This window comes from Actinomadura sp. J1-007, assembly GCF_009793335.1.
GTDB classification, from domain to species: Bacteria; Actinomycetota; Actinomycetes; order Streptosporangiales; family Streptosporangiaceae; genus Spirillospora; species Spirillospora yumaensis.
The window spans coordinates 617,749-635,574 of the sequence record NZ_WING01000003.1 but is presented as its reverse complement, the minus strand read 5'-3'; the positions used below and the strand labels follow the sequence as shown (position 1 = coordinate 635,574).

Here is a 17,826-nt window from a genome sequence, read left to right as displayed (position 1 = left end):
GGGCGCGGGCCCGCTCCCGGCGGTGAGGGAAAATGGATCGCCGGACCTCCGCGCAGGAGGCTACGGTTCGAAGGTTGCGGGCAGGGGAGCCCCCCGGCCGCACCGCGCCGCCGATGAACGATGGGAACGCCTGTGAGATCGCCGCTCGCCGACCTGCGCGCGCGCCTGCCCGAGCTGACGGCCCGCGACGCGCACCGGCTGCGCCGCCGCATCGACGGGACAGAGAGGCTGCGCGACGAGGGGCGGCGGCGCGCGGCCGCCGACGAGATCGCCGCCGACATCGAGGCCGCCGAGCGGCGGGTCGAGCGGCGCCGCGCCGCGGTGCCGCCGATCGCCTACCCGGCCGAGCTGCCGGTCAGCCAGAAGAAGGACGACATCCTCGCCGCGGTCCGCGACCACCAGGTCGTGATCGTCGCCGGCGAGACCGGGTCCGGCAAGACCACCCAGATCCCCAAGATCTGCCTGGAGCTCGGCCGCGGCGTCCGCGGCTCGATCGGGCACACCCAGCCGCGCCGGATCGCCGCCCGCACCGTCGCCGACCGCATCGCCGAGGAGCTCGGCACCGAGCTCGGCGAGGCCGTCGGCTACAAGGTCCGCTTCACCGACCGCTCCAGCGACGAGACGCTCGTCAAGCTGATGACCGACGGCATCCTGCTCGCCGAGATCCAGACCGACCGGCTGCTCCGCCAGTACGACACCCTGATCATCGACGAGGCGCACGAGCGCAGCCTCAACATCGACTTCCTGCTCGGGTACGTCCGGGAGATCCTGCCGCGCCGCCCCGACCTCAAGGTGATCATCACCTCGGCGACGATCGACCCCGAGCGGTTCTCCCGGCACTTCGGGGACGCGCCGATCGTCGAGGTGTCCGGCCGCACCTACCCCGTCGAGGTGCGCTACCGGCCCGTCACCGACCCCGAGGACCCGGCCGCCGACCCCGACCGCGACCAGATCCAGGCGATCCTCGACGCGGTGGACGAGCTGGCGCTGGAGGCGCCCGGCGACGTCCTGGTGTTCCTCAGCGGCGAACGGGAGATCCGCGACACCGCCGACGCGCTCACCAAGCACCTCCAGGGCGGCGCGGGCAGCAGACCGAGGTGCTCCCGCTCTACGCGCGCCTGTCGGCGGCCGAGCAGCACCGCGTCTTCCAGGCGCACCGCGGGCGGCGCGTCGTCCTCGCCACCAACGTCGCCGAGACGTCGCTGACCGTTCCCGGCATCAAGTACGTGGTCGACCCCGGCACCGCCCGCATCTCGCGCTACAGCCACCGGCTCAAGGTGCAGCGGCTCCCGATCGAGGCGGTCTCGCAGGCGTCGGCCAACCAGCGCAAGGGCCGCTGCGGGCGCGTGTCCGAGGGCATCTGCATCCGGCTGTACTCGGAGGAGGACTTCGAGTCCCGGCCCGAGTTCACCGACCCCGAGATCCTGCGCACCAACCTCGCGTCGGTCATCCTCCAGATGACCTCGCTCGGGCTCGGCGACATCGCCGCGTTCCCGTTCGTCGAGCCGCCCGACCGGCGCAACGTCAAGGCGGGCGTCGACCTGCTGCACGAGCTCGGCGCGATCGACCCCGCCGAGCAGGACCCGCGCAAGCGCCTCACCCCGCTCGGCCGCCGCCTCGCCCAGCTCCCCGTCGACCCGCGGCTCGGCCGGATGGTGCTGGAGGCCGAGAAGAACGGCTGCGTCCGCGAGGTCCTCGTCATCGCCGCCGCGCTGTCCATCCAGGACCCCCGCGAACGGCCCGCCGAGCACCAGCAGGCCGCCGACGAGCTGCACCGCCGCTTCGCCGACCCGACCTCGGACTTCCTCGCCTACCTCAACCTGTGGAACCACCTGCGCGAGCAGCAGCGCGAGCTGTCGGGCAACCAGTTCCGCCGCATGTGCAAGAACGAGTTCCTGCACTTCCTGCGCGTCCGCGAATGGCAGGACCTGCACAGCCAGCTCAAGCAGGTCGCCAAGCAGCTCGGGGTCGCGGTCAACACCGCCGACGCCCCGCCCGACCGCGTCCACGTGTCGCTGCTGTCCGGCCTGCTCTCCCACATCGGGCTGATGGACGCCGACGCCAAGGACAAGGGCGGCGACAAGAAGGACGGCGGCCCGAGGCGCAGGCAGCAGGAGTACGTCGGGGCGCGCGGCGCGCGGTTCGCCGTCTTCCCCGGGTCGGCGCTGTTCAAGAAGCCCCCGCGCTGGATCATGTCGGCCGAGCTGGTCGAGACGTCCCGCCTCTGGGCCCGCGTCAACGCCAGGATCGAACCCGAGTGGGTCGAGCCGCTCGCCGAGCACCTCGTCAAACGGTCCTACAGCGAGCCGCACTGGTCCAAGAAGCAGGCCGCCGTCATGGCGTACGAGAAGGTCACCCTCTACGGCGTCCCGATCGTCGCGCAGCGCCGCGTCAACTACGGCCGCATCGACCCGCCGCTCGCGCGCGAGCTGTTCATCCGGCACGCGCTGGTCGAGGGCGACTGGCAGACCCACCACCGGTTCTTCCACGACAACCGCGCGCTGCTCGACGAGGTCGAGGAGCTGGAGCACCGCGCCCGCCGCCGCGACATCCTCGTGGACGACGAGACGCTGTTCGACTTCTACGACGAGCGCGTTCCCGACGACGTCGTCTCCGGCCGCCACTTCGACGCCTGGTGGAAGAAGGCCCGGCACGCCGAGCCCGACCTGCTGAGCTTCGAGAAGTCGATGCTCATCAACGAGAGCGCGGGCGGCGTCTCCGAGGCCGACTACCCCGACGCGTGGCGGCAGGGGCCGCTGCGCCTCCGCCTCACCTACCAGTTCGAGCCCGGCGCCGACGCCGACGGCGTGACCGTGCACATCCCCGTGCAGATCCTCAACCAGGTCAGGCCGTCCGGGTTCGAGTGGCAGGTGCCGGGCCTGCGCGTGGAGCTGGTCACCGAGCTGATCCGCTCGCTGCCGAAGCAGCTGCGCGTCAACTTCGTCCCGGCGCCCGACTACGCCCGCAAGGTCCTCGACCGGGTGTCGCCGCGCACCGAGCCGCTGCTGGACGCCCTCGAACGCGAGCTGACCGCGATGACGAGCGTCCCCGTCGCCCGCGAGGCGTGGGACCCGTCCCGGCTCCCCGCCCACCTGCGCATCACGTTCCGCGTCGCCGACGACCGCGGGCGGGTGCTCGGCGAGGACACCGACCTCGACGCGCTGAAGCGCCGCCTCGCCGGGACCGTCCGCGGCACCCTCGCCAAGGCCGCGTCCGCCGAGGGCCTCGAACGGGCCGGGCTGCGCGCCTGGACGATCGGCGAGCTGCCGAAGACCTACGAGCGCAGCCAGGCCGGCTACGACGTCAAGGCGTACCCCGCGCTGACCGACGAGGGCGACTCGGTCGCCGTCCGGATGTACGAGACCGAGGCCGAGCAGCGGCGCGCCATGTGGCGCGGCACCCGCCGCCTCGTCCTGCTGAACGCGCCGTCCCCGCCAAGCAGATCCAGGGCGGACTGACCAACCAGGGCAAGCTCGCCCTCAGCCACAACCCGCACGGCTCGGTCGCCGCGCTCTTCGACGACTGCGTGACCGCCGCCGCCGACCGCCTGATCGCCGCCGCCGGGGGACCGGCCTGGGACGAGGCGGGCTTCACCCGGCTGTACGACCTCGTCCGCGCCGACCTGTACGACGCGACCGCCGCGATCGTCGCCCTGGTCGAACGGATCCTCGCCGAGGCCCACGAGATCGACCGGCGCCTGCGCGGCACGGCGAGCCTCACGCTCGTCCCGGCGCTCACCGGCATCCGGGAGCATCTCGGCACGCTGGTCCGGCCCGGGTTCGTCACCGAGACCGGCTGGCAGCGCCTCCCCGACCTGCCCCGCTACCTGCGCGCCCTCGCGGTGCGGCTCGACAAGCTCCCCGAGAACCCCGGCCGCGACCGCCAGCTCTCCCACCAGGTCGAGGTGCTCCGGCAGGAGTACGAGCAGGCGCTGCGGCGGCTCCCGCCCGCCCGCCGCGACGACGAGCCGGCCCGCCAGGTCGGCTGGATGCTGGAGGAGCTGCGCGTCAGCCTCTTCGCCCAGCAGCTCGGCACCCGGTACCCCGTGTCCGACAAGCGCATCCGCAAGGCCCTCGCCCAGCTCTCCTGAACGCCGCCCGGTCCGCCCCGGCCGTCCGGTCCGTCCCGTCCCGCATCCCGAAAATGATCAAAGGGGGCGGGACGTCGGGTAGTACTGATGTGCATGGGTTTCAAGGAGCTGTACCCGCCTGTCGAGCCGTACGACCACGGCATGCTCGCCGTCGGCGACGGCAACGAGATCTACTGGGAGACGTGCGGCGATCCCGACGGCGCACCGGTGGTGTTCGTGCACGGGGGCCCGGGGGGCGGGGTGCTGCCGGGGTTCCGCCGCTACTTCGACCCCGCCGCGTACCGCGTCGTCCTGTTCGACCAGCGCAACTGCGGCAGGAGCCTGCCGCACGCCTCCGGCCCCGACGTGGCGTGGGAGGCCAACACCACCCCGCACCTGGTCGCCGACATGGAGGCGCTGCGCGAGCACCTCGGCATCGAGCGCTGGCTCGTGTTCGGCGGGAGCTGGGGCACCACCCTCGGCCTCGCGTACGGCCAGGCGCACCCCGAGCGCGTCACCGGGTTCGTCCTGCGCGGCGTCTACCTCGCCCGCCCGGAGGACGAGGCGTGGACGTTCGGCCCGACGGGCCTCGCGCGGCTGTTCCCGGACGAGTGGGCGCCGTTCCGCGGCCACATTCCCGAGGCCGAGCGCGACGACCTCGTGGCCGCGTACGGGCGGCGGCTGTTCGACGCCGACCCGGCCGTGCACCTGGCGGCGGCCAAGGCGTGGCTGGGATGGGAGCTGTCGGCCAACACGCTCGTCCCCGCGCCGCCGCCGACCGGGCTGGACGACCGCCTGCTGGTCGCGATGGCGCGCATCCAGCAGCACTACCTCGGCCACGACTCGTTCCTCGGCGACGGCCTCCTCGCGGGCGTCGACCGGATCCGGCACCTCCCCGCCGTGATCGTCCACGGGCGGTACGACATGAAGTGCCCGGTCGAGCAGGCGTGGGCCCTGCACCTCGCCTGGCCCGAGGCCGAGTTCCACATCGTCGAGGACGCCGGGCACGCGAGCACCGAACCCGGCACGCTGCACCACATCATCGAGGCCACCGACCGCTTCCGCCCTGACCACGGCCCGCACGCCCCGCTTCCGACGCGAAGCGCCGGAGGGACCCCCTGAAAGTCCCTCCGGCGCAGGGTGGATCAGGCCGTCACGTCGCGGCGGCGGAAGCCGTAGAGGCCCGCGCCGACCAGCGCCGCCACGATCGCCGTGAGGACGACCAGCGGCGTCGCCCGCATGTCGCCGCCCGGCAGCTTCGGCACGTGGGTGAACGGCGACAGGTCCATCACGGCCTGCCCGAGGTCGAGCAGCGGCCCGAGCTGGCCGAGCAGCAGGAACAGCCCGACCATCGCCCACGCCCCGAGCGCCAGCCGGGGCGCCAGCCCGAACAGCGCGACCGCGATGCCCGTGGCGACCCACGCGGCGGGCACCTGCACCAGCACCGCGCCGAGCGCCTCGGCCGTCTTGCCGCCCACGTCGCCCGCGGCCGCGCCGTACGTGACGCCGATGGCGAGGCCGGACACCAGCATCATGACCGCGGTCCCGGCGAGCGCGATGAGCAGGTGCCCGGCCGCCCAGCGGACCCGGCCGACGGCCGCGACGAGGACCGGCTCGGCCCGCTGCTGCGTCTCCTCCGCGCGCAGCCGCAGCGCCGCCTGCACCCCGTACGTCGACGCGAGGATCGCCATGATCCCGATGCACGTCACGAGGAACGCGTCGACCAGGCCGTTCTGCCCGCCCATCTTGGTGATGACGTCGGTGGTGCCGGAATTCCCGTCGACCAGGTCGCCGATGCCGTTGGCGAGACCGCCGATCACCAGGCCGTACACCAGGAACCCGGCCGCCCACGCCGCCATCGACCCGCGCTGGAGCCGCCACGCGAGCGCGAGCGGGCTGCGCAGGCCCGGCGCGGCGGTCGCGGGACCGGGCCGGGAGGGGACGAGTCCGGCGCCGAGGTCGCGCCGCTCGATCAGCGCGTACGCGCAGCCGGCGACGAGGGCCGCCGCCGCGAGCGGCAGCAGCGCCACCCAGTAGCGGTCGCCGCCGTACGGCCGGATCTGCTCGACCCACCCGACCGGCGACAGCCACGTCACCCACCCGGCCCCGACGACGCGTCGCCGATCGCGCGGATCAGGTACGACACCCCGATCACGCAGACGGCGATGCCGCGCGCGACGCGGGCGTTCTCGGAGACCTGGGCGGCGACGGCCGCGACGGCGGCGAAGAACGCCCCGGCGCCGATCCAGCCGACGCCGGTCGCGACCGCGCCCGCGGCGCCCTCCTTGGCGAGCACGGCCGTGACGAGCAGGGCGAGCGCGACGTTGGCGACCATGGTCAGCAGCAGCGCGGAGGTGAGCGGCGCGCGGCGGCCGACGACCCCGGCCCCGACCAGCTCCAGCCGCCCGTCCTCCTCCTCGGCGCGGGTGTGCCGGATCACCAGCAGCACGCAGAACACGCCCACGAACGCGGCGCCGAGCGCGCCCATCCGCCACGCGGTCAGGCCGCCGACGGAGGTGTCGTGCAGCCGCCCGTAGAACGCGAGGGTCGAGGCCTGGTCGTTGACCCCGTCGGCGAACTTCTGCCGTTCGGCCTCGGTCTTGTAGAGGCCCGCGTATCCGGCGAGGGTGCTGTAGACCGAGGACAGCAGCAGCAGGATCCACACCGGGATCATGACGCGGTCGCGGCGCAGCCCGAGGCGCAGCAGCGTCCGGGTGCCGGCGAGGGTGGTCATCGGTTCGCCTTCTCCATCCTGGCGTCGCTCGCGCCGTCGCTCTCGTAGTGGCGCAGGAACAGCTCCTCCAGCGTGGGCGGCTGGCTGACGAGCCCGCGCACCCCGACCTGCGTGAGCCGCCGCAGCACCGCGTCGAGCTGCGGGGTGTCGACCTCCAGCCGGACCCGCGTGCCCTCGACCGCGACGTCGTGCACGCCCGGCAGGGACCCGATGCCCTCGGGCGGGGCGGCCAGCTCGGCCTGGATCGAGGTGCGGGTGAGGTGGCGCAGCTCGGTGAGCGTGCCGGACTCGACCGTGCGGCCCTTGCGGATGATCGTGACGCGGTCGCAGAGGGCCTCGACCTCGCTCAGGATGTGGCTGGACAGCAGGACGGTGCGCCCGCGGTCGCGCTCCTCGCGCACGCACTCCTGGAAGACCTCCTCCATCAGGGGGTCGAGGCCCGACGTCGGCTCGTCCAGGATGAGCAGCTCGGCGTCGGAGGCGAGCGCGGCGACGAGCGCGACCTTCTGCCGGTTGCCCTTGGAGTAGGCGCGGCCCTTCTTCTTCGGGTCCAGCTCGAACCGGTCGAGCAGCTCGTCGCGGCGCGTCCGGTCGAGCCCGCCGCGCAGCCGGCCGAGCAGGTCGATCACCTCGCCGCCGGACAGGTTGGGCCAGAGCGTCACGTCGCCCGGCACGTAGGCGATGCGCCGGTGCAGGGAGGTCGCGTCGCGCCACGGGTCGCCGCCGAGCAGCTCGGCGGAGCCGGAGTCGGCCCGCATCAGCCCGAGCAGGATCCGGATGGTCGTGGACTTGCCCGCCCCGTTCGGGCCGAGGAAGCCGTGCACCTCCCCGGCGGCGACGGTGAGGTCGAGCGCGTCGAGCGCGCGTGTCCGGCCGAACGTCTTGACCAGGCCGGACACGGTGAGAGCGGTCGTCATGGTTCACAAGCTACACTAGTTTCACAATTGCGTGAACTCTATGAAGCGTATGAAGCGCATATAGACTGTGCCTGCCGATCTGACCAGGGAGTTGATGCGCAGTGGCGGGGCCGAACACAGCGTGGCCGGAGGAACAGCGCGAGGAGGTCCTGCGGTTCATCGAGCGCTTCGCGTCCCAGATGGCCGACGCGGGGTGGCAGCGGATGCCCGCGCGCGTCGTCGCCGCCCTCATGGCGACCGACTCCGGTGCGCTCACCGCGGCCGAGCTGGCCGAGATGCTCCGGGTGAGCCCGGCGGCCGTCTCCGGGGCCGTCCGCCACCTGACCCGCCTCCACATGGCGGTGCGGGAGCGCGAGCCCGGCTCGCGGCGCGACGTGTTCTACGTCCGCGATGACCTCTGGCAGGACGTGATCGCCGGCCGCGACCGCCTTCTGGACAACTTCGAGGAGAGTCTGACGATGGGCGTCGCCGCCGTCGGGCACGACACGCCCGCGGGCCGGCGCCTCGCGGAGTCGGCCGAGTTCTTCAGCTTCCTGCAGAAGGAGATGGTCGAGGTGCTGGATCGCTGGCGCGAGCATCGGGAGGCCCTACGGGAAGGCCACTCCGGCTCCTGACGGCGTCCGGCGGAACGCCGCGGGCAGGGCCCGCGGAGGCCGTCGCGGGGGAGTGGCGGGGCCCACATGAAGCCCCCAAGTCTCTGCGGTCACGGGGGTAAGCCCGTAAGGTGCATTCCATGCCTAAGAGCGATGAGCGCGACAATCGCGGCGCAGAGGACCACGCCGCGACGTCCGAAGCCGCGGTTCCCGGGGGCATGGAGCCGCAGGACGACGCTTCGGCCACGCGGGAGGGCCCGGCCGGGGACGGGCCGGGCGGGCACGGCGAGGCCGGCGCGGGCTCCGGCGGCGGGACGGGTGCCAAGGGCGACCCGGGCACCGCGGTCGCCCGCATGGGCGAGCCCGTCACCGTCTGGCCGTGCGCCAACTGCGGGCGCCCCGTGCCGCAGCCGATGGGCACCGTCCGCGCCGTCCGCTACTGCCAGGACAACGACGGCGCCTGCGCCCGCGAGGCGCGCGACCGCCGCGAGCGCGGCCGGGACGCGCCGGGCCTCACCGGGCAGGTCGCGTCCACCTGGGAGATGGTCGAACGGCTGGAGAAGGCCGCCGACGTCCTCGCCGACTCGCTGACCTCCGAGCTCAGCGTCGCGGGCGTCGAACGGCGCGTCTCGGAGGTCCGCGCCGAGGCCGCCCGCGAGCTCGCCAGCGCGCAGACCGAGCGCGACGCCTCGCAGCGCAAGGCCGAGGAGGCGTGGCAGGAGGCCGCCACGTCCCGCCAGCGCGCCGAGACCGCCGAGGACGAGGCCGCCCGCGCCCGCGAGGAGGCCAAGCTCGCCACCGCCAAGCGCGACGCCGCCCAGCAGGCGTGGGAGGAGGCCCACCAGATCGCGCAGCAGGCGGTGACCGCCAAGCTCGCCGCCGAGAGCGAGCGCGACCGCATCGCCGCCCGCGAGACCGAGCTGCTCGCCGCGCTGGAGACCGCCCGCGCCGAGCTCGTCGGCCTGCACTCCAAGCTCGCCGAGGCCGAGGGCGCGGCCGAGGCGCAGCGCGTCGAGGCCGCCGTCGCCAAGCAGGGCGCCGAGGACCTGCGCAACGCCATGCGCGACACCGAGGCGCAGCGGCAGCGCGCCATGCAGGCCGCCAGCAAGGCCGAGGCCGAGCGCACCACCGCGCTGCGCGCCCAGTCGGAGGCGGAGGCCGAGGTGGTCCGCGCCAACGCCCGCGCCGACGAGGCCACCAAGGAGCGCGACGCCGCGCAGGCCCAGGCGCAGGCCGCCGTCGCCGAACGCGACGAGATGGCGGCCAAGGTCAACGACCAGTCGGTCCAGCTCCGGCAGCTCTCCCAGTCGGTCGCCGAGCAGCAGGCCGCGCTCACCGCCCTCGCCGAGGAGCGCGACGCCGCCCGCGCCGAGGCCGACCGCGCCCGCCGCCAGATAGACCACTTCACGCACAACACGCTGTCGTCCAACATCCCGCCCGGCGGCCGGATGCCGGGCGGCGGGCAGGGCCCCGCGCCGGGCCTGCCCGGCGGTTCGCTGTCCAGCGGCCCGATCCCGAACGGCTCGCTCAGCGACGGCGCGCCGCTGAGCGCCCCGATCCCCGGCGGCCCCAACACCAGCGGCCCGATCCCGAACGTCCCGGGTCCCGGCTCCCCGATTCCGCCCGGCCCCGGCACGAGCGGCCCCATCCCGAGCATCCCGAACGCCCAGGGCGGCCCCATCCCGTCCGGGCCCATGCCGCCGCAGAACGGTTCGGCCCAGTCGGGAGACCACCCGATGCCGGGCGGCCCGACCGGCGAGCACCGCCCGATCAACGGCACCGACCGGGAGGACCCCCTCTTCACCGGCCCGTGAACCGCCGCGCCCCCGCGCTGGACGACGCGGCCGCGAACGGCTCGGCCGCGTTCAGCGCCCGTTGCGCGTTCATCCGCGCCTGCCGGGCCGGACGCCGAGCGGGGCTGTCGCCCGGCGTCCGGCCCGGCCCGCGCCGCCACCGTCCACGCCCCGGCGGCCCGTCAGGTCAACGGCGCCGCGAGCACGCCGCGGGCGGCGCACACGCCGGCTACTTGCCGAACGTGTCGGGATCGACCTCGATCCAGATCTGCTCGGCGCGGCCGAGGAGGCGCCCGCCGGAGCCGTACAGGGCGGTCGCCGTGTGGAGCTTGCGGCCCTCGCGGCTGCGGGCCAGGCCCATCACCACGCACGGTTCGCCCTGCTCGGGCAGGTCGGCGACCTGCGCGGTCATCGTGCCGAGCACGGCGGGACGCCCCGGCAGCCCGAACGACCAGCCGCCCGGGCAGTCCATCGCGGCCCACACCAGCTCGCGGCCCGGAACCTCGCGCGGCGTCCAGGGCGCCGCGACCGTCCCCTCGGCCACCGGGCCGGGCTCCAGCCGCAGCCCGTCGCCGGGCTCCCGTTCGGGGCCGCACACGAAGCAGCGCGGGAACGGGTGGTTCTCCAGCGCGCGGAACTTCTCGGCCGCCTCCAGCGCCTCCTCGTACGGCACGGCCGGGACCGGCGGGACGACGATCGCCCCGGCGAGCCCCTCGGCCACCAGGTCCTCGCCGTCCCACAGCCGGACGCGGTGCCCGCGCTCGTCCTCCACCGACACCCGCAGCCCGGTCTCCAGCGGCGGCGGTCGACGCAGCGTCACCGTCACCGTGTCGGACGCCACGTGCCCGGCCAGGACCCCGGCCACGTAGCCGCCGTTGCCCGACCCGTCCGGGCCGTGGAACCGTCTCTCTATGATCACTCGCATCCCCGTCGTCACGTCCCCGTCGTCGCTTCCGTCCAGCGGTGGTCAGGGGCCACCGCCCAAAACGGGACCGATCTTAATGAGGCCGTCCGACAGACCTGGAAGGAGGGTTCAGTTCCGGCCGCCCGCCGCGCCCGGTGACACCCCGTGACGAACGCCGTCAGACGGCGCGGGACGGCTGGGGGCGGCCGGGGCGGGTCGTGAAGAAGACCGACAGCGAGCCCGTCAGGCGGGCGCGGACCGTCTCCTCGCCGACCGGGCCGTCGTCGGGGACGGGGGTGCGCTCCAGCGCGCGGGCGATCAGCACGTCGATGTTGCGGTCGGCGACCAGGACCGAGCACGTGTCGCAGCCGTACCAGGGGTAGAGCATGTTGAGCACGGCGACGGCGGTGTCGTCGTCCGACAGGTGGGTGGTGTCGAGCTCCACCTCGAACATGTCGGTGTCCTCGGGGTCGAGGGTCGGATAGTAGAGCCAGCTCGGCTCCTCCGCACCGCAGAAGTCGCACGCCTGCTCGGCCGGGGCCGCCGTGCCGACGGCGAGCTCGAGCTCGTGGTCCCACGGTTCGACCCGCCGGTTGTGGCGGTAGCCCACGCCGTCGAGCGACCCCTCGCGGTTGTGCGTGACGTCGTGCACTTCGCCGCCGCAGCGGGCGCACATGAGGCCGATGTCCTCCATGTCCCCCTCCTGATCGCTGAGGCACCGCTTCTCACAGTATCCGGCCGGGCGGCTCCGGCGTACCAGGCGCCGCGATCCGGACGATCATCGCGTGCGGCGGCGGTGGCGGCCGACCCCGGGGCACCGCCCGTCCCGCGCGGTCGGATAGCGTGGTGCCTTCCCCCGGCGCACGTGCCCCGGCGATCCCGGCCGCCCCGCGCCCCCCACGTCTTCGCCTGCCGTGCCGACGCATGACCGCGTCCCCGCGCGCCCGCCGACACCACGAACGGGAGGTTCCGTTGCCCACCGCCCCACGCCCCAGTCCGACGTCGTCCTCAACGCCGACAAGATCGACCTCGTCCGGGAGGGCAGGCTCCTCCTCGACCAGGTCACCGTGACGGTGCTGACCGGCGAGCACTGGGCCCTGCTCGGCCCGAACGGCGCGGGGAAGAGCACGCTGCTGGGCATTCTCGGCGCGTACACCCACCCCACCCGGGGCGCGGCGGAGATCCTCGGCCACCGGCTCGGCCGGGTGGACGTCCACGCGCTGCGCAAGCTGATCGGCCAGGTCAACCCCGCCACCCGCTGGAGTCGGCCCGCACCGTACGCGAGATCGTGCTGACGGGCGTGACCGGCACGATCGAGCTCGTACCGCGCTGGACGCCGTCGCAGGACGACCTGCGCCGCGCCGGCGAGCTGATCGAGCTGATGGGCCTCACCCCGCGCGTCGACGCGCGCTGGCCCAACCTGTCGCAGGGCGAGCGGGGCCGCGCGCTGATCGCGCGCGCCCTGATGGCCGACCCGCGCCTGCTCCTGCTGGACGAGCCCGCGACCGGCCTGGACGTCGCCGCCCGCGAACGCCTCCTCGCCGCGATCGACGAGCTGCGCGAGAACCGTCCTGGGCTGACCACCGTGCTCGTCACCCACCACCTGGAGGAGCTGCCCACGAGCACCAGCCACGCGCTCCTGCTGCGCGACGGCCGGGTGCTCGCCGCGGGCCCCGCCGACGAGGTCGTGACGACCGACCTGGTCAGCGCCTGCTTCGACCACCCGATCGCGATCACCCGCCGCAACGGCCGCTGGGCCGCCACCGCCGCCCCGCCCACTGACCCACCGCCCCGCCGGCGGTCCCGTGCCGCCGGCCCGGGGCGGTCAGAACGGCGCGGTCAGAACGGGGCGGCCTCGATCCGGTGGCGGGCCAGGTGGGCCAGGACGGACTGGTTGGCCTCCCAGCCGTCGGGGAACTTGACCGGGACGCCCAGGTGGACCGGCTCGGTGGACGGGTGGGCGTCGAGCAGCTCGGGGATGCCCGCCCGCGCCACCACCACGCACGCGTGCCGGTGCCGCGACGCCAGCACGCACAGCCGTCCCGACTCCAGGTGGAACGCCGTGGCGTCGCGGCGGCCCGACAGCGGGTGCAGGACGACCGTCACGTCGTACTCGCGGCCCTGGAGGCGGTTGGCGGTGTCGACCGTGATGCCCTCGCCGTGGGAGCCGAGCGCGGCGCGGATCGCGGCGACCTGGTCGCGGTGCGCGGCGCCGATCGCGACGCGGTCGGCGCCGACCGGGCCCGACCCGTGCTCGGAGTGCGCGACCGGGCCGCGCTGGAGCAGCCGGACGGCGAGCGCGGCCGTCGCGCGGACGGCCTCGGCGTCGGTGCGCAGCGTGTGCCGCGCGGGCAGCTCGTAGAGCGCCCAGCCGGACGCCGCGGCCTCGTCGAGCGCGTGGTCGAAGCTCGTGCCCATGCCGCGCGCCGCGTACTCCAGCCGCCGCTCGCCCGGCCCCGTGCCCGACCGGAAGCCGGTGAACGGGTAGAACGCGTCGGACACCACCGGCGCGGCGGACGCGGGCAGCCGCCACGACACCGGCAGCCGGTGCACCGGCAGGTCGGGGTTGTGGGCGAGCAGGACGGACACGGCGCTGCGCATCGGGTCCCAGGTGAGGCCCGCCCAGCGTTCGACCTCGACGGTGGAGAACGGGTCGAGCTGGCCCGGGTCGCCCACGAACAGCGCCCGCTCGAACCGTCCCGCGATGCGCAGCAGCATGTCGGAACGCATCTGGTACGCCTCGTCGACGATCGCCCACGGCCACGAGCCCTCGGACAGCGTGGCCCACTTGGCCGCCGTCGCGATCACCACGGCGCGTTCGGCGAGGTCGTCGGCCTTGGTCGCGACGCGCACCTGCGGCCGGGCGAGGACGCGCTCGGACGGGGTGTAGCCGGAGGCCGACAGCCGACCGAGCGACACGTCGGGGTGCTTGCCCGCGAGCCGTTCGATGAGGTCGTCGACCTGCTCGTTGGTCTGCGCGACGATCATCAGCCGCTCGCCCGCGGCGGCCAGGTGCGCGGCGGCCCGCACCACCAGCGTGGACTTGCCGGCGCCGGGCGGGGAGTCGACGACCACGCCGCGGTGGGCGCCCGCGAGGTCGGCCAGCACCGCGTCGACCACGCGGCCCGCCGCGGCGGCCGGGTCGAGGCCGTCCGCCGGGCCCGCGGGGAGGGGACGGGCGCGGACGGGACGGCGAACAGCGTCGCGGTCCCGGTGCCGGTCGGGCGTTCGGTCATGACCAGTCCTCTTCGGCGTCCTCGTCGGTCGGCACGTACTCCTCGGGCGGCCCGCCGTGCGTCCACGGCGTGTCCTCCCGGTCGGGGAACCGCGCCGCGCCGAACGAACCGTCCGTCAGCGACGTGAAGCAGACGCCGTCGCCGACCCCGGGGACGCTACCGGGCTCCGGTGACAGTTTGCGCCCCATCCCGCCCGTCAGCTCCACCAGCACGGAACCGTCACCGATCTCCACGACCTTCCCTTTGAGCGCGGGACGCGCCGCGTTGCACACGGTGGCGCCCGGTTCCAGCCTGACCGGGTCGTCGGTCCGCACCCGCAGGTGCGGGCGGAGCCGCGGGCGCTTGCCGGTCTCGTCCAGCCGGGCCGGGTCGCATTCGCTGACGACCCCGCCGAAGGCCTGGCCCGACAGGCGGTGCTCGGCCATGACCAGGGGATCGTCGAACGCCCGCTGCGCGTCGTAGGCGTCCTGCGCGCGTTCGAGGTCGTGCAGGCGCTTGGCGGCGCGGACGGGCGAGTCGACGCGCGCCTGCGGGTACGCCTCGCCGAACGTCTGGTGGTAGTAGGTGAACGCGTCGCGGTCCCGTTCCCAGCGGCGCGCCACGCTCGCGCCCTCGGGCAGCGCCCGCAGGACGCCGATCGCGTGCCACATCGTGTCCCAGGTGGGGGTGAGCTGCCCGGCGAGGACGGTACGGAGCCGTTCCTCCGCGCGCGGCTCCCCGCCCGACTCGTGGTAGGCGGCGATGGCGGGGCGAGGACCTCGTTGTCGAACGTCGGGTCGGTGACAGGACCGGCGGGCGGCGTCGTGACCGGGTCCTCGGCGCGCGCCGCGGCGGCGGGGCCGTCGAGCCCGTCCGGCGGGTCGATCCAGCCGACGAGCGCGGCGAGGTTGCCGTCCTCCAGCGCGCTCTGCCCGGTCGCCCAGTGCAGCCGCAGCGCCTCGGTCATCGCCATCAGCAGCGACGACCCGGGCCGGTCGTGCCGGTCGGCCAGCCAGGTCAGCCACCGGCCGAGCACGGGGACGGCCGGCTCCACCGCGTACGGGCCCTCGGTGCTGCGGAACCGCGTGGACCGCCCCAGCATCCGCAGGAAGCCGACCCCGCCGCGGTTGGGCACGAGGAACTGCGGCGCGTCGGAGTAGCGGATCCGCTCCTCGCCGTCCTTGCCGGGCGGCAGCTCCTCGACGGCGCCGCGGCTCGTCTCGATGTGGTTGAGGACGAGCTTGGCCAGCTCGGCCGCGAACGCGAACCGCAGGTCGCGGTTGCGCGGCTGCGCGACGATCAGCAGCGACGGGTCGTCCGGCCCGCTGCCCAGCATGACCGCGAGCGGCGCCGCCGCCTCCCCGGCGAGCTTCAGCGGGACGAGCACGAGCGGCGCGTCCGACAGGTGGCAGTGCCGGACGGTGGCGAGAGGCTGCGCGACTCCGGCGGCCGACGCCTGGAGCTGCGCCAGGGACGTGAGCGCGCTCATGCGCGGGACCGCCCGGCGCGCGCCGTCGGCAGGACCGAGGCCGTACGGACGCCCGGCGGCGCGACGGCGGGGAGGCGAACGGAACGGGAGGGACGGGCGGGACGTGCCGGCAGCGTCACGCGGCGCCGCCCAGGGCCTCGGCGCCGCTCAGGGCCTCGGCGCGGAGCCGGGCGGCGGTACGGAGCTGGGCGGCCGTCTCGGCGAGGTCGTCCGACGGGCGAGCGAACCGTCCGCCAGCGCGAGCGCCGTCTGGACCGAGTCGACCCCGCCGAGGTCGTCCCGGACGGAACGGCCGAGCGCGCCCGTCGCCCCGCACGCGCGCGCCTCGTCGCGGCAGAACAGCGCCATCTCGCAGGTCGCCATGCAGTCGGGCGCGTACCGGGCCTCCACGGTGCGGACCGACTCGGCCAGGCCGTCGCCCTCCTCGAACGTCAGGTCGCCGGGGAGCGCGGCGAGGATCCGGTCGACGCGGGTGAGGCGGGCGAGCTGCCGTTCGAGCACCGCGAGCTGCGGCCGGACGTCCAGCGGCGTCGCGGTCGGCCGGTTGGAGAAGTTCTCCGGGCAGACGAGGAAGATGTCGTGCGACACGCGCGCCGGGTCGTGGCCGAGCTCGCCCACCAGGCGGCGCAGCGCCAGCACGTACACCGCGGCCTGCCGGGCCGCCGCCGCGACCTGCTCCGGCTCGGCCTGGCCGTCCACCACCGCGAACGACTTGATCTCGATGATGTGCAGGCGCCCTTCGAGCTGGAACGCGATCACGTCCGGCTCCAGGTAGGCGGGCTGCCCGGCGATCTCCAGCCGCAGCAGCGGATGGTCGAACAGCGTGCCCTCGCCCGAGTCCAGCGCGCGGCCGAGCAGCCGCCGGGTGCGGGCGTGCCGCACCTCGCGGCCCTCGTTGCCCGCGACCACCTCCAGGTCGTCGTAGGCGACCTCCGGCACCGCTAGGCCGAGGCGGTCGCGCAGCAGCGTCAGCAGCTCGGCGCACCCGTCGGCCTTCACCTGCGCCTCGAACGCGTTCCCGCGCGTGATCGCGAACTGCGACTGCCCGAACGGCGCCCCGAACCCGAGGTACCGCGCCACCGCGTCCTTGTCCACGCCCGCGGCGTCCATCACGCCCCGCCGGGCGCAGCCCGGATTGGCGGTCAGCGCCGCGATCGTTCGGGCGTCGTGGTTGCGCGGGGGAGTGCCGCCGCGCAGCCGGTCCAGGTCCGGCGCGGTCTCGGTCATCGCTCGTCTTCTCCGTGGGTGGCGCTGCCGTTCGCGGCCCGGCGCAGGGCGCGCAACGGGCTGCCGAACAGCCGCTCGGCGTCGTCGAGCTGGGCGCGGGCGCGGCGGGCGGCCCGTTCGCGCAGCTCGCGGTCGGCGTCCCGGTGCACGTCCAGCTCCGCCCGCGCGGCCTCGATCAGAACGGCCGGATCGACTGTACCGACCGTATCGCCCGTCGCACCCGGAATGTTGGACGCGAACCGCCACAGCAGCCGCTGCGCGTCGGGCGCCACCGGGCGCCCGCCCCGCACGGCGTGCTCGGCGAGGCGGACGGCGGCGGTCAGGAAGTCGGCGCGGGCGCTCAGCGGACCGGCGACCCGCAGCTCCAGCGGCCAGGTGCTGATGGCGAGCAGCCCGCGCGCGGGCGCGAGCAGGTCGGCCGTCAGCACCGCGCACATGTAGTAGGGACGCGCGTACGGGGCGGTACGGAACGAACGCTCCTCGTCGCGGCGCAGGCTCGTCAGCCGCGCCCCGGGGATCTCGCCCGGGAGGAACGCCGCGTACACCGAGCCGATGAGTTTCGGCGCGGCGGGAACGCCGAGCAGCGTGAGCGCCTGGTGGACGCGCTCGCGCACGGGGAGCATGCCGCGCCGCGCCGCCGCGGGCCTGTCGGCGGGCGGACCCGCGGGCCGCGCCGGGGAGCGGGGCGGGCTCCCCAGAACGGCGTCGTCCCAGGAGCGTTCGGCGTCGCGCAACTGCGCGCGGAGGTCCCGCGCGGCGTCCCGTTCGCCCGCCGCCATCGCCCGGCGGACGGCCGCGCGCAGCTCGCCGATGCGCGCTTCGAGCGCGTCGGGCGTCGCCGGCGGGCCGGGGGGCTGGGACATGCGCAGGAGCGTAGCGCAGCTT

13 protein-coding genes and 2 pseudogenes are annotated in these 17,826 nt (G+C 74.9%); 5 read left to right on the top strand and 10 right to left on the bottom strand.

What is annotated here, in order from left to right; genetic code table 11:
• The first annotated feature begins 120 nt into the window (after positions 1–120).
• Together hrpA and pip are read left to right on the top strand one after the other, a co-directional pair.
• Positions 121–4,090, top strand: a pseudogene (gene hrpA, locus GEV43_RS44320) (ATP-dependent RNA helicase HrpA).
• Between the two features lie 93 nt (positions 4,091–4,183).
• Positions 4,184–5,191, top strand: coding sequence for a prolyl aminopeptidase (pip, locus tag GEV43_RS44315; protein ID WP_160826602.1), 1,008 nt, complete (start codon positions 4,184–4,186; stop codon positions 5,189–5,191).
• Positions 5,192–5,214: 23 nt separating this feature from the next.
• Here pip and GEV43_RS48875 read toward each other — a convergent pair whose 3' ends face one another.
• From GEV43_RS48875 to GEV43_RS44305, 3 genes are read right to left on the bottom strand one after another with little or no spacing between them, the layout of a single operon-like run.
• Entirely contained in the window at positions 5,215–6,165 is a 951-nt protein-coding gene (locus GEV43_RS48875; RefSeq protein ID WP_206681706.1) for an ABC transporter permease, read from the bottom strand.
• On the bottom strand, positions 6,162–6,803 hold the full coding sequence (locus tag GEV43_RS48870; protein ID WP_206681705.1) for a hypothetical protein: 642 nt from the start codon (positions 6,801–6,803) through the stop codon (positions 6,162–6,164). Before GEV43_RS48870 ends, GEV43_RS48875 begins: the two co-directional genes overlap by 4 nt.
• The gene (locus GEV43_RS44305; protein WP_160826601.1) at positions 6,800–7,720 is read right to left on the bottom strand and encodes an ABC transporter ATP-binding protein; all 921 of its coding nucleotides are present in this window, start codon (positions 7,718–7,720) and stop codon (positions 6,800–6,802) included. Before GEV43_RS44305 ends, GEV43_RS48870 begins: the two co-directional genes overlap by 4 nt.
• A 101-nt stretch (positions 7,721–7,821) precedes the next feature.
• On the opposite strand from GEV43_RS44305, the gene GEV43_RS44300 reads away from it, so the two are divergent.
• Both GEV43_RS44300 and GEV43_RS44295 read left to right on the top strand, forming a co-directional pair.
• Positions 7,822–8,334 carry a MarR family transcriptional regulator gene (locus tag GEV43_RS44300; RefSeq protein WP_309240312.1) on the top strand — a complete coding sequence of 171 codons (513 nt, stop codon included), beginning with the start codon at positions 7,822–7,824 and terminating at the stop codon, positions 8,332–8,334.
• Between the two features lie 119 nt (positions 8,335–8,453).
• Complete coding sequence (locus GEV43_RS44295) at positions 8,454–10,127, top strand: proline-rich domain-containing protein (protein WP_241684514.1); 1,674 nt, start codon at positions 8,454–8,456, stop codon at positions 10,125–10,127.
• A 208-nt stretch (positions 10,128–10,335) separates the two neighbouring features.
• On the opposite strand, the gene GEV43_RS44290 is transcribed toward GEV43_RS44295, so the two are convergent.
• Together GEV43_RS44290 and GEV43_RS44285 are read right to left on the bottom strand one after the other, a co-directional pair.
• The gene (locus GEV43_RS44290) at positions 10,336–11,031 is read right to left on the bottom strand and encodes a hypothetical protein (protein ID WP_160826600.1); all 696 of its coding nucleotides are present in this window, start codon (positions 11,029–11,031) and stop codon (positions 10,336–10,338) included.
• A gap of 157 nt (positions 11,032–11,188) precedes the next feature.
• Complete coding sequence (locus GEV43_RS44285; protein WP_160826599.1) at positions 11,189–11,704, bottom strand: hypothetical protein; 516 nt, start codon at positions 11,702–11,704, stop codon at positions 11,189–11,191.
• A 328-nt stretch (positions 11,705–12,032) separates the two neighbouring features.
• Between GEV43_RS44285 and GEV43_RS44280 the strand changes: the two are divergent.
• Positions 12,033–12,781 (top strand): annotated as a pseudogene (locus GEV43_RS44280) (ABC transporter ATP-binding protein); the annotation flags it as partial.
• 68 nt (positions 12,782–12,849) lie between these two features.
• On the opposite strand, the gene GEV43_RS44275 reads toward GEV43_RS44280, so the two are convergent.
• From GEV43_RS44275 to GEV43_RS44260, 5 genes are all read right to left on the bottom strand, one after another.
• Complete coding sequence (locus GEV43_RS44275; RefSeq protein ID WP_160826598.1) at positions 12,850–14,130, bottom strand: AAA domain-containing protein; 1,281 nt, start codon at positions 14,128–14,130, stop codon at positions 12,850–12,852.
• A 112-nt stretch (positions 14,131–14,242) separates the two neighbouring features.
• On the bottom strand, positions 14,243–14,479 hold the full coding sequence (locus GEV43_RS52865) for a hypothetical protein (RefSeq protein ID WP_241684513.1): 237 nt from the start codon (positions 14,477–14,479) through the stop codon (positions 14,243–14,245).
• The gene (locus GEV43_RS44270) at positions 14,443–15,714 is read right to left on the bottom strand and encodes a hypothetical protein (protein ID WP_241684512.1); all 1,272 of its coding nucleotides are present in this window, start codon (positions 15,712–15,714) and stop codon (positions 14,443–14,445) included. Before GEV43_RS44270 ends, GEV43_RS52865 begins: the two co-directional genes overlap by 37 nt.
• A gap of 147 nt (positions 15,715–15,861) precedes the next feature.
• Positions 15,862–16,941 (bottom strand): hypothetical protein, encoded by a 1,080-nt coding sequence (locus tag GEV43_RS44265; RefSeq protein ID WP_241684511.1) that lies wholly within the window; start codon positions 16,939–16,941, stop codon positions 15,862–15,864.
• The gene (locus tag GEV43_RS44260) at positions 16,938–17,804 is read right to left on the bottom strand and encodes a hypothetical protein (protein WP_160826597.1); all 867 of its coding nucleotides are present in this window, start codon (positions 17,802–17,804) and stop codon (positions 16,938–16,940) included. The genes GEV43_RS44265 and GEV43_RS44260 overlap by 4 nt, the downstream gene beginning before the upstream one ends.
• Positions 17,805–17,826: the final 22 nt, after the last annotated feature.